Genomic DNA, 14,118 nt, shown 5'->3' on the forward strand with positions numbered 1-14,118 from the left:
AAAAGGTGAAAAATCGCTATCTTTGCATCGCTTACTAGTAAAGGTGAGTTTCAAAAATTAGTGAAATTTTATGAGTGCATTTTCATCCCGTCACATTGGACCTGATTCAGCTGAGAAATCTGAGATGTTAGCTGCTATTGGTGTTAAATCAATTCAAGAATTAGTAGACAAGACAATTCCTTCACACATCCGATTATCCGGAGAGTTGAAGATTGATGCTGCTATGAGCGAGCAGGAATACCTGCAGCACATTACAGCTTTAGGTGCTCAAAATAAAGTATACAAGTCTTTTATCGGTTTAGGATACAATGAAACCATTGTTCCTTCTGTTATTTTGCGTAACGTCTTGGAGAATCCGGGATGGTATACTGCTTATACTCCTTACCAGGCTGAGATTTCTCAAGGTCGTTTGGAGGCTTTGTTGAATTTCCAGACAATGGTTTTGGAATTAACAGGAATGGAAATCGCAAACGCATCTTTATTGGATGAAGGAACTGCGGCTTCAGAAGCAATGATCATGTTCTGGAATTCACGTTCACGCCAAGAGGTAAAAGACGGAATAAATAAATTTTTCATTTCCAAAAATGCATTTCCTCAAACAAAGGACGTTGTTCTTGGAAGAGCAATCAACTTAGGAATTGAATTAGTGGAAGGCGATGAAACAACTTTCACGAATGACGGAACTTATTTCGGAGCGATTATTCAATATCCGGATGTTTACGGAAATATTACAGACGTTGCCGGATTTATCGGTCGCAATAACGGATTGAAAACAGCTGTAGCTGCAGATATCTTATCATTGGTCGTATTGAAATCACCGGGATCATTGGGAGCAGATGTGGTTTTCGGGTCTTCACAACGTTTCGGTGTTCCGATGGGTTATGGTGGTCCTCACGCAGCATTTTTCGCAACAAAAGAAGATTACAAACGCACCATTCCTGGTCGTATCATTGGTGTGTCGAAAGATGCAGATGACAACATGGCTTTGCGTATGGCTTTGCAGACACGTGAACAACACATTAAAAGAGATAAAGCAACATCCAACATTTGTACGGCACAAGCATTGTTGGCAGTTATGGCTTCCATGTATGCAGTATATCATGGTCCGGTTGGAATGAAGGAGATCGCTGAGCACGTAAATGGCTTGGCTTCTGCAACAGCAAACGGATTGAAAGCAGCTGGAATTCAGGTTGGTTCTGATTCATTCTTCGATACTGTTTGGGTAAAAGGGGTGGACACAGCGAAAATCAAAGCGGCAGCTGAAGCGAAAGGAATGAACTTCCGCATCATCAATGGGTCTGAATTGACAATCAGTTTCGGAGAACCACATACGATGGAAGACGTTGCAACAATCTTATCGATCTTCGGCGTTTCGACTCCGCTCAACGACCAAAAATCTTTGGTAAATTCAGTTCTACGTACAGACGGAGTATTTACTCATGCAACGTTCAACAAACATCATTCTGAATCCAAGATGATGCGTTACCTGAAACGTTTGGAAAATAAAGATTTGTCATTGGTTCATTCCATGATTCCTTTGGGATCTTGTACCATGAAATTAAATGCAGCTTCCGAGTTGATTCCGATTACGAATCCTCAGTTTGCAAATATGCATCCATTTGCTCCGGTTGAGCAAGCTGCCGGGTACCACGCCATGTTCCGTCAGTTGGAAAAAGACTTGTGTGAATCAACAGGATTTGCAGCGATGTCTTTGCAACCGAATTCGGGAGCACAAGGTGAGTACGCCGGATTGATGGTGATCAAAGCATACCATGAAAGCCGTGGAGATGTGCAACGCAAAAAAATGATTATTCCATCATCGGCGCATGGAACAAACCCTGCTTCTGCAGTAATGGCAGGAATGGAAGTGGTTGTTACGGGATGTGACGAAAACGGAAATATCAATATTGATGAATTAAGAACTGTAGCGAACCAAATCGGAAACGAGTTATGTGGTTTGATGGTAACTTATCCATCCACTCATGGAGTTTATGAAGAAGGAATTCGCGAGATCACCTCAATCATTCACGAGAATGGCGGACAAGTCTACATGGATGGTGCGAACATGAATGCGCAAGTCGGATTGACCAATCCGGGAAACATCGGAGCAGACGTTTGTCACTTGAACTTGCACAAAACATTTGCAATTCCTCACGGAGGTGGTGGACCGGGAATGGGACCAATCGGAGTTGCAGCACATTTAGCTCCTTTCTTGCCAAGTAACCCGGTTGTTGCCGCAGGAGGAAGTACACCGATTCACGCAGTTTCCGCAGCACCTTACGGAAGCGCCTTGATTTTGTTGATCTCTTACGGATACATCAAAATGTTGGGAGCTGAAGGATTGAGAGAATCTACAGAAGCAGCAATCTTGAATGCGAATTACATTGCAGCAAAATTGAAAGGACATTACGACGTATTGTACGCTGGTAAAAACGGTACGGTAGCTCACGAAATGATCTTGGATTGCCGTGAATTCAAGAAAACGGCAGACGTGGAAGTAGCAGATATGGCGAAACGTTTGATCGACTTCAATTTCCATGCACCGACAGTTTCTTTCCCGGTAGCTGGTACCTTGATGGTAGAACCCACAGAATCGGAAGACAAAGAAGAATTGGATCGTTTCATCGAAGCGATGATCAAGATTCGTCAAGAAATTGCTGATATTGAAAACGGAAAGGTCGATAAAGAAAACAACTTGTTGAAGAACGCTCCGCACACTGCAGATTGTATCATCAATCAAGAATGGAATTACCCTTATTCTCCGCAAGAAGCAGCTTACCCGGTTGCCTACTTGAAAGAGTGGAAATACTGGGTTCCGGTTCGCAGAGTAGACAACGCATACGGAGACAGAAACCTGGTGTGTTCTTGTCCGAGCGTAGAGAGCTACATGCACGTGGAGGCATAAGAATTAATGATAATTTATAGTGGAAATCCGTTCATCAGTTGGTGGGCGGATTTTTGTAATTTTACAGAATCAATTTAACCGTATGAATCGATTAATATCAATACTTTCTTTCATCATTCTTGTTTCAAATAATGGATTTGCACAACCAGGCACAAATGATCCATCGTTTAATGTAGCTGATGATGGCTCTTTTGGTGATGGAACAGGTTTATCAAGTGCTCTTTATTCGTCAAAAATTCAACCAGACGGTAAAATTCTTGTTGGAGCAGGGTTAATTTTCAGTTATGCTTATAACGGGGTTATACAACCAGGGTTATCCCGAATAAATCCTGATGGAAGCTTAGATAATTCATTTAACATAGGTTCCGGATTTAATGCTGAAATATGTTCTATTAGTCTTCAAACAGACGGTAAAATTATTGTTGCCGGAAATTTTACAGTTTGTAACGGATTTACTCGAAACGGAATAGCACGTTTAAATGCAGATGGTAGCTTAGATACAACATTTAATTCAGGTACTGGTTTTCCTTTTTCAAGTACTATTCAAACAACAGTAGTCCAAACAGATGGTAAAATAATTGCCGCAGGACGATTTACGTCCTATAATGGAGTTTCACGTTCTCGTATTGTTAGAATAAATCCGGATGGAAGTTTGGATCCAACATTTATTATAGGAACGGGCTTTACAGGATTAAGTAATAGTGGGGTTTCTTCTGTTAAACTCCAAACTGACGGTAAGATAATTGCTGTTGGTACTTTTTCAGGTTACAACGGAACCACAAGAAATGGGATTACAAGATTGAACGCCAATGGTAGTTTAGATGCAACATTTAATCCGGGATCTGGTTTTAATGGCGAAGTTTGGGATTTGGATATACAAACTGATGGTAAAATTGTTGCCGTTGGAGTGTTTTCCTCTTACAACAGTTCAAATTGCAGCCGTGTATCCAGGATTAACACGAATGGAAGTATAGATGTCACGTTCAACGTAGGAATTGGTTTTAATGCTAATTATGGACAAACAGTGAAAATACAATCTGATGGAAAAATAGTCGTAGGAGGGAGTTTTTATTCATATAATGGGACTAACTGTTATTATTTAACTAGAATAAATTCAGATGGGACAATTGATCTGGTATTTAATGCCAATTCGGGAACGGCGATTGGAGATTGGGTATACAATTTAAATATTCAAAATGACGGTAAAATAATTGTACTAGGGCCTTGTGCTTCCTATAATTCGATTGTAACAGGCCATATGCTTCGATTAAACGTTGATGGTAGTTTAGATGAAGCATTTAATCCGGGAACTGGATTTGACAACTTTGTTACTAGTACTAGCATCCAACCGGATGGGAAAATCCTTTTAGGAGGAGATTTTACAGAATTCTCTAGTATTGTACAAAAGCGAATAACCCGTTTATATTCCAATGGTAATTTGGACAATACTTTTAATATTGGTGACGGATTTAACAACTCTGTGTCGACATTATGTATTCAAAGTGATGGAAAAATATTGGTTGGTGGTGATTTCACAACATATAATGGAGCACCTTGTGAGAGAATGGCTCGAATAAATCCCAATGGTAGCCTAGATTCAACATTTGACCCAGGAAGTGGTTTTGATAATTATGTCCGAACTATTTGCATTCAGGGAGATGGAAAAATCATAGTTGGAGGGAATTTCACAACATTTAATGGAATTCCCCAGAATAAAATAGTGCGTTTAAATGCTGACGGAAGCTTAGATCCAACATTTAGTTCGAGTTCAAATTATGAGGTAAAATCAATTAATATACAAAGTGATGGAAAGATTATAGTAGGGGGTAATTTGACTTATTATAACGGAAACACGGTGTATAAAATTATACGGTTAAATACGGATGGTAGTTTGGATCCAACATTTAATCCGGGAAATGGGCCAAATTATAGTATTTATTCTACAATTATTCAGGATGATGGAAAGATTATAGTTGGAGGCAATTTCACTACATTTAATGGGTTATCACGAAATAGACTAGTTCGTTTGAATAGTAATGGCAGTTTGGATGCTACTTTTAATACAGGAAGTGGGTTTGATGGGGATGTCAGAACGATTAGTATCCAGGAAGACGGAAAAATTATAGTTGGAGGGAATTTCACAACATTCAATGGGCTTACAAGAAATAGAATAGTGCGTTTGAATAGTAACGGTAGTTTGGATGGGACTTTTATTTCAGGGAATGGATTTAATGACGAAGTTCTATCAACAGTTGTCCAAACAGATGATAAAATCATTGTTGCTGGAAGGTTTTTCGATTATAATGGTACTCCACGTAACAGATTAGTTCGTTTATTAAATTGTTTTCCTTCTAATAATTCATTTACTGCATCGGCATGTGACAATTATGTTTTGAATGGTCAAAACTATACATCAAGCGGAGTATATACACAGGTACTAATTAATGCCCTAGGCTGTGACTCAATCATCACCTTAGATTTAACCATCATCCCATCCCTCCCTTTAACCATCGACAATTCCTTTTCCATGCCTTCCGATGCAAATTCATGTGAAGGTGAGGTTGCAATAAATCTGTCCGGAAATGCAGACTTCGAATTGGATTTCGATAATGGTTCACAAGTTCTGACTTCAAGTGGATATAGTTTGGTGACGGGTTTATGCGCCGGTGTTCATGACTTGCATGTGACAGACAATTGTGGCGACACACTTTCGATTCAGGTTGTGATTCCGGTCGATTCGAACTACGTCTTCAACAATCCATTCATTGATTCATTAGCTCAGGATTCCCTGGGTGTAACGATGACAAACTGCGATATTTATTACGCCGGAATTGATACCGCTTACATCGATTCGATTTGGGCAACAGGAAATACAGTCAATGTGATCTGGAATATTGTAGATTCAAACGGATCGAATTTCGATACAACAACTTACGTTCTGAATAACGGAAATGGAGTTTACTGGTTGCAGTTGAGTGTTTTCTGCCCGAACAAATCAGTAGGGGAATACTTCACGGTAACGGAAGCAGTCTACTTCAATAACGGTTCGGTTTCTACTGCAGGCCTGGCAGACATTGGGAAAGACCTGTTTGAGATTTATCCCAATCCAACCAACGACCAGGTTCATATCAGCTTCTCCGGTTCGGATGCGGAATTGATCGTTTACGACCTCCAAGGGAAAGTTGTCTTGAAAGACCAGATCAAAAACAACGGAATCGTCTCCTTGCAGAACTTTGAGCGGGGAGTTTACTTGTTTGATTTCAAGAATTCGCAGGGACATAGCGTACAACGGGTGATAAAACATTGATAATCAAAGAAGATGAAATTATTTAAAGTTGCATTATTATTGCTAAGTCTTACAGGTATTTCCTTTGGTCAAAATGGAGCTAACGATGCTACATTTAATATAAGTGATCACGGAAATGGTTTTGGTGATGAAGCAAATAACACGGTATTTGCAAGTTGCTTGCAAACGGATGGAAAGATTCTAATTGGTGGAGCATTTACGAAGGTAAACGACGAGATCAAAAATAGAATTACCCGATTGAATGAAGATGGCTCGACGGACAATACATTCAATGTTGGTTTGGGTATTAATAGCAATGTTCGGGCAATTTGTCTACAATCCGATGGTAAGATTTTGGTTGGTGGGGATTTCACATCTGTAAATGGATATTCTAAAAGTCGGATAGTACGTTTAAACCAAGATGGATCAGTTGATTTGTCTTTCGACTCTTCTGCGCAATCAAATGGGAGTATCATAGCGATAGGGATTGATTCGAATGACAAAATAATTTTAGGAGGGAATTTCACGATTTTCGCCGGGCAACCGAAGAATAGAATTGTAAGATTGAATTCTGATGGAACGTTGGATGGCACCTTTGATATTGGAACAGGAGCTGACGTTTGGGTAAGAACGTTGATTATCCAACCAGATGGTAAGATTTTTGTCGGAGGTGATTTTTCCACTTTCAATGGAATAAACGTAGGAAAGTTAATCCGCTTAAATGCTGATGGCTCGCAGGATACCAATTTCGAAAACAGTTCAGGAGCAAATGCATCAATTCGAACTTCTTGTTTGCAATCGGATGGAAAAATCATAATTGGAGGAGAGTTTACCGCATTCGATGCAAACCCTAGAAATCGAATAGCTAGATTGAATAGTGATGGAACAATCGATTTATCATTTGTCCCACCTCTTGGAACCGACAATATGGTAAATGTATGTAAAATCCAATCAGATGGAAAAGTAATATGCGGAGGAGCTTTTATTATAGTTAATGGGGCCGATATTCAATATGTTATGCGGTTAAATCTGGACGGATCATCCGATATAAGTTTCTGGCAAAATCAGGGATCTTCAGCCTTAGAGATTAATACGCTTGAGATTCTTACATCAGGAAATCTTTTCTTTGCAGGAACTTTCGGTTATGTAAATGAAAGTCATAATGGAAATTACCTAATAGTCGAAAGCAATGGCGCTCTTGACGGAACATTTAATCCGGGAACAGGGGCCAATGATGTTATTTTCACTTTAGACGTGCAGAGTGATAGTAAAATAATTGTTGGAGGGAATTTCAGTTCCATGAACGGATTATTAGTGGGTGGAAATAAGTTTGCGCGTTTAAACTCGGATGGCTCCCTAGATTCTACATTTCTCCCAATTTTGCCCAGTCCTTTTTCCTGGATAAAAAGCGTGTTTGTTCAAAGTGATGACAAAGTATTGCTAGGTGGTGGGAACAATGGCGGAGGAAGTTTCATCCGTTTGGATCCAAATGGAGGTATAGATGTCACTTTCGATTCAGAAATTGATAATTCAATTGTAGAAACGGCTAATGTTCAATCAGACGGAAGAATACTAGTCGGGGGCAATAATATTGGGGTTAATGGATATGCTACAGATATTGCCAGATTGAATTCAGATGGGTCACTTGATCCACAATTTATAGCTCCTCAAGTCGCAACGAGTTTCGGAGCAAATTATGCGAACGTAATTTATAGCATCGAGATTCAATCGGATGGAAAAATATTAATTGGCGGTCATTTTAATGAAGTAGATGGAACAATCATAAATAACCCGGTTATTCGACTAAACCCGAATGGGTCAATAGACGGGACATTTACAATCGGTTCGGGTTATAACGGAATGGTTCGTGCAATTCGGGTATTACCTAACGGAAAAATCCTGGTTGGAGGGAATTTCACTACCGTAAACGGAACTGCAAAAAATCGGCTTGTGAGATTAAATAATGATGGATCGCTGGACGGCGCATTCAATATCGGTTCAGGATTCAATGGAATGATAACCGATCTGGAAATTGATCCGGATGGGAAGATCTTTGTTGTAGGTGGTTTTACTTTATTTAATGGGTCTCAAATAAACCGAATTCTCAGATTAAACTCAGACGGGACATTGGACGGGACTTTTTTCCCTGGGTCAGGTGCAAATGAAGTAATTTATGCTTGTTCCAAACAAGGAAATGATAAAATTATTCTGGGAGGAGGATTCACAAATTACAATGGTTCAGGTAGAAACAGGATTGCGCGAGTAGGAAGTTATCCTTCGAATCAGGGAGGAGTCAATGTCTTTACTGTACCTTCAGAGTTGGATTCTTGTAATGGAACCGCTTATTTTTCAGTAACGGGAATTCCTGATTTCACATTTGATATAGGTAATGGTTCTCCGGTTATTAGTTCTGGATATGCTGTTTTTGATAGTATTTGCCCGGGAATCTATTCTGTTGTGGTAACGGATGGTAACGGAGACACCTTGAGTTCTACATTTGTTGTACCATCTGATTCTACTTATATTCTGGTAGATCCATTTGATACAAATGATATCATTGCTGATACTGTAACGATTGTAATTGAGAATTGTGATCTGGATTATCCGTCAATTGATACGGTTTATATTGATTCGTATTCTGTGTTTTCTGGTAATTCGGTTCTAATAAACTGGGCCGTTGTGGATGTGAATGGAATTACCATTATCCCCACTTTGCTTGAAATACCATTAGGGAACAATTACTTGCAATTGGAATTATATTGTCCCAATAAGTCCCTGTCAAAATATTTTGTTGTAACAATTGGAGTTAATTATGACGGAAACAGAATATCGACTTTAGGTATAAATAAAAAAGGGGTTGATTTATTCGAAATCTACCCCAACCCAACCAACGACCAGGTCCACATCAATTTCTCAGGTTCGGATGCTGAGTTGACAGTCTACGATGTCCAAGGAAAAGTGGTGTTGAAAGACCAAATCCAGAACAGTGGAATTGTTTCCTTGCAGAACTTCGAACGCGGCGTTTACTTGTTTGATTTCAAGAACTCACAAGGGCACAGTGTTCAGCGTGTGGTGAAACAATAAGAATTTAATAACATAGTTTAGGAAAACCGTTCGTTAGTAAGCGAACGGTTTTCGTATTTTTACAGTCTCCATTTTACCCCCATTCATGAAGATCTTAATTATAGACGACGAAAAAATAGCCAGGGAGAACTGCCGGATGGTATTGTCCCACAGTGGCATCAATGATTTGGTTGTCCGTGAAGCCGATAGTGTTGCAAGTGCTTTGCAGGAAATAGAAAACTTTAATCCGGATTTGTTGTTGCTTGATATTCAGCTGCATGATAAAACCGGATTCGATATTCTTCAAGCGATTGCTCCGAGATATATTCCAACCATTTTCATTACGGCGTATAATGATTTTGCATTAAAAGCATTTCAGGTATCCGCTTTGGATTATTTGTTGAAGCCTTTTGATCCTTCTGAACTGACTGCCGCAATATTGAAGGCGCAGAAACGTATTCAGAATGATAAAATCCTGGAGCAATTAGATGTTTTTCGTCAGCAATTTAAGCCCGAAGAACCAAAACAAATGGTATTAAATACTGCTGATGTACTCCACATTGTAGCTATTGATGATATTACCTATTGTCTTGCAGATGGTGCATATACGCACTTCTTCTTTGTTGATCGCAAAGAAATTTTGGTTTCCAAAACATTGGCGCATTTTGAAAGTATCATAAATAGTACTCATTTTATCCGTACCCATCAAAGTTATTTGGTGAATATGCGTCATGTAACACAGTTCGACAAACGAAACGGAGGGTTCTTAATCCTGCCAAATGGAATTGAAATTCCTGTTTCTACCAGGAAAAAAGAGGAGGTACTGGCTTATTTTAAAAGCTCCTAATAGTATGAAACTACAGAAAGTTAGCTGTTCTATTTTGGTTGTATTGTTTTGCTTATTTGCTGGATTAGCTTATTCGCAACCGAAGGAGCTGTTGAAAAAACTCCGATATCACCAGAAAGAAGATACCGTGAAGGCAAAGTTGTATTATGAAATAGCTAGAAATAGTTTCGGAATGGATACACGTTTGTATAAAGCCTATACGGATAGTTCGTTCCAATTGGCTACAAAACTAAAGTTCAGCAAGCAAATAGCATTGACTCATACAGCTTATGGGTTCTATTATACCTTGACTAATGAATGGAAGAAAACAATATATCATCTGAAAAAATCAGATAGTATTTATAAAAAACTTGGAAATAAGTTCCTGATTATAAAAAATCAGGCTTATTACACGAATTATTATAAGTTCATCGGAGACTATGACAAAGCATTGGATAACAGCTTGGAAATTCTAAGGTATTATGATAAAAACAACATAAAACCTGAAAAAGCTGCACTACTAGGGGAAATCGGGATATTGTTGCAAGATCTCGAACGAAGTGAGGAGGCAGAAGTGTATGAAAGAAAATCCCTTGCTCTTTTTCGAGAATTAAAAAACGATATGGAAGTTTCCAGGATATTACTCAATTTGGGATCATCACTGGCCGAACAAAAACGATATACTGAGGCAGAATCTTATTTAAATGAGTCACTTGAACTTCAAAAGAACTTGAATGACGAAGAGCGTATATTCGCTGCTAAATTAAACTTAGCTGCGGTCTACAGTAGAACAAACAGACCCCATAAAGCTTTGCAGCTGGCAAATGAGTGTGATGAATTTTATGAAAAATATTCGGATACAATCAGGCTTGTGATGTCATCCATGTATAAATCAAGAGCATACACCGTTCTAAAACAGTACGATAAGGCAATAGAAGGTTTGAAATTAAGGCATCCGCTGATTAAGGGAAATGCAAGACATCTGGGTTTTGAATCCAACATGCTAGAAGAATTTTACAATGTCTATCTCAAAATGGGTAACACAGAAATGGCGGTAAAATATTTGCAGGGGTCTAAAGCTCTTTTTGAAGCTAACCAAGATGCAGAGATTCAACGTGCGATTTCTCGTGCGAGAGAAGAATACGAAACCGAAAAGAAGCAGGAGGAAAACAGACAACTTAGGAGAGATAACGAGCTGAAAGACTTGCAGATTAGTCAGCGCAATTATTTCATTTATGGCTCTATTTTATTGATCTTGCTGATTTTTGGAATTGCTGCTATTGCCGTTAGAAACAACCGTCTGAAATCAGAAAAAGCAACGATGGAAATGGAACAGCGTTTGTTGCAAACTCAAATGAATCCGCATTTCATTTTTAACGTGCTTCATGCGATTCATACCTCTATGTTGAAACAAGACACGAAAGAATCGGGTAAATTATTGACATCTTTCGCTCGTTTGGTTCGGTCTATTCTACAACATTCTTCCATCAATAATATTTCTTTATCGGAAGAACTTAATTGGTTGAAAGATTATATTCGCTTACAACAACTCCGGTTCGGAAATTCGTTCAACTTTACCATTGAAATTGACGATCAGATCTCTCCCGATAATTTGTTATTACCACCAATGTTGATTCAACCATTTATCGAGAATGCGATTGAACATGGTTTTTCCGAATTGGATAAGCCCGGAGAATTGCATATTTCTTATAAAAAGACCGGGAAAGAAGTGGAGATTAAAATCAGCGATAATGGAAAAGGATTCTCAGTTGATGAGCCCGTTCGAGTGAAAAAGGAACATGAGTCAGTAGCGATTCAAATTACAGAAAAGCGAATAATGCTCCTAAATAAAAGAAGAAAAGGGGCCTTCAAATTCGAAATTGTTTCCAAGCCAAATGAAGGAACCAGTGTTCTTTTTTCGATTCCTTATCTCACACTTTTTGATTAAAATCCGGATTTTAGTGAAAACCCTTAGCACTTATTTGAAAAACGATTTAATAAATTTTTCCGCATTGTTATTCTACTCCCCATTGAAAAGAACGCTTCTTTTCTTGCTTCTTTTGTGTTGCTCTCACGTTACTTATACACAACCGCCATTGGACAGTTTGTTACGTAAGATTCACTATCAAAATGAAGATACGCTGAAAGCGAAACTCTATTACGATATCGGAAGAAGTTACTTTGCAAAAGACAGAGGACTCTTTAAGACATACACTGACAGTTCTTTTCGTTTGGCTCGTAAATTAAAGTACAGCAATGGTTTGGGGCTTGTTTATGCTGCCTATGGCTTCTACTATTCCCTTGAAAATGATTGGGAGAAGGTGAAGTTCAATCTGCAAAAGTCGGATAGCATCTATGAAAAACTAGGGAATACTTCTCGAATTATTCGCAATAAGGAACTATACTCAAATTACTACAATTATTTCAGGGAATATGACAAAGCACTTCAAAACGACTTATTAATCCTCAAGTATTACGAGCAGAATGGCCCTAAGACATCGGAGGCAAAAATGTTAGGGTCGGTTGCTTTGTTGTTAACATATCTTCAAAGATATAAGGAAGCGGAAGTATATTATAAGAAATCCATTGCCCTTCGAAAAGAGTTAAAAGATTTGATAGGTCAATCTACAGCCTTACTCAATTTTGGCGGAATGCTGGCAGAAAGAGGTTTGTATTCCCGCGCAGAGCCTTATTTGGAAGAATCACTTCAACTCCAAAAGGTCCTGAAAAATGAACAGAACACGATCATGACTGAAGCTAATCTGGCACACGTGTACGCAGAAACCGGAAGGCCAAATAAGGCGCTTAGATTAGTTTACGGCTGCAGGTCTTTTTTTGAAAAGTACCAGGACACTACGAACCTGGTAGCGATTGCAATCTATGAGTCAATTGCTTTCACCAAATTGAAACAATACAACGAAGCATTAAGATCCTTAAAGTCGAACCACCATTGGGTTAAAAACCAACTACCGTATAGAAAGGTGGAGGCAGATTTGCTTTGGCAATACTATCGCGTGTACAAGACGATGGGGAAAACGGATGTTGCCTTAGAGTATTTTGAAGAAGCAAAAGCCCTTCAGGATTTCACTGAGGAAATGAGTGTGCAGCATGGCGTCTCTCGCATGAAAGAGCAGTTCGAAACAGAAAAAAAGCAGCGTGAAAATGAACAGTTGAAAAAAGATAATGAATTGAAGGATCTACAGATCAGTCAACGCAATTACCTGGTTTTTGGGTCAATCTTATTGCTTTTGCTCATGGGGATTATTGCATTCATCACCATCCGGTACAACCGCTTGAAGGCAGGAAAAGTAGCCGTGGAAATGGAACAGCGTTTGCTGCAAAGTCAAATGAATCCACATTTCATCTTCAATGTGCTGCATGCGATTCACACTTTTATGCTCAAAAAGGATACGGAAGAATCGGGGAAATTACTTACTTCATTTGCACGCCTGGTCCGATCTATCCTGCAACATTCTTCCACAGACAATATTTCCTTATCGGAAGAAATGAAATGGTTGAAGGATTACATGCGCTTACAGCAATTGCGCTTCAACAATGGATTTGACTACACGATTGAAATTGATGATCAGATCTCCCCGGATAATTTATTATTGCCCCCGATGTTGATCCAACCATTCATAGAAAATGCCATTGAACATGGTTTTTCTGAGCTGGACAAACCGGGAGAATTGCATATTTCCTACAAAAAAATTGGAAAAGAAGTGGAAATCAGGATCACGGATAACGGGAGAGGATTTTCAGTTGATGAGCCTGTTCGTGTGAAAAAGGAGCATGAATCGGTTGCTATCCAAATTACGGAAAAACGAATTTTTCTCCTGAATAAAAGAAGAAAAGGAGCCTTTAAATTTGAAATCAGTTCCAAACCATCAGAAGGCACCACCGTGCTTTTTTCCATTCCCTTCAATACCCTTTTTGATTAAAAGCAGCTTTTTTAGTTAAAAGTCCGGTGCGCTTATTTGAAAAATCCTTGCACTTGCCAATTTGCCCCTGTCGGACACCAATACGGGTGAGTTGCTA

Annotated in this window: 6 protein-coding genes; all 6 read left to right on the forward strand. The window is 39.0% G+C overall.

Translation table 11 applies throughout. The annotated features are described in order from the left end of the window. The first annotated feature begins 70 nt into the window (after positions 1-70). The 6 genes from gcvP (at position 71) to AAG807_RS03080 (ending at position 14,021) form a co-directional block, all read left to right on the forward strand. Positions 71-2,905 carry an aminomethyl-transferring glycine dehydrogenase gene (gcvP, locus tag AAG807_RS03055; RefSeq protein WP_341900672.1) on the forward strand — a complete coding sequence of 945 codons (2,835 nt, stop codon included), beginning with the start codon at positions 71-73 and terminating at the stop codon, positions 2,903-2,905. An 82-nt stretch (positions 2,906-2,987) separates the two neighbouring features. Beyond that, entirely contained in the window at positions 2,988-6,212 is a 3,225-nt protein-coding gene (locus AAG807_RS03060) for a T9SS type A sorting domain-containing protein (RefSeq protein WP_341900673.1), read from the forward strand. A gap of 12 nt (positions 6,213-6,224) precedes the next feature. Beyond that, positions 6,225-9,275 (forward strand): T9SS type A sorting domain-containing protein, encoded by a 3,051-nt coding sequence (locus AAG807_RS03065; protein WP_341900675.1) that lies wholly within the window; start codon positions 6,225-6,227, stop codon positions 9,273-9,275. Positions 9,276-9,360: 85 nt separating this feature from the next. Beyond that, positions 9,361-10,101, forward strand: a complete 741-nt coding sequence (locus tag AAG807_RS03070; RefSeq protein ID WP_341900678.1) for a LytTR family DNA-binding domain-containing protein — start codon at positions 9,361-9,363, stop codon at positions 10,099-10,101. A 4-nt stretch (positions 10,102-10,105) separates the two neighbouring features. Further along, positions 10,106-12,028: a histidine kinase gene (locus AAG807_RS03075; RefSeq protein WP_341900680.1), complete on the forward strand. Its 1,923-nt coding sequence runs from the start codon at positions 10,106-10,108 to the stop codon at positions 12,026-12,028. A 13-nt stretch (positions 12,029-12,041) separates the two neighbouring features. Further along, a complete protein-coding gene (locus AAG807_RS03080; protein ID WP_341900682.1) occupies positions 12,042-14,021 on the forward strand; it encodes a histidine kinase in 1,980 nt (659 codons plus the stop codon). Positions 14,022-14,118 lie beyond the last annotated feature (97 nt).

Origin of the sequence: Fluviicola taffensis DSM 16823 (genome assembly GCF_943372375.1) — a bacterium.
GTDB classification, from domain to species: domain Bacteria; phylum Bacteroidota; class Bacteroidia; order Flavobacteriales_D; family Crocinitomicaceae; genus Fluviicola; species Fluviicola taffensis_A.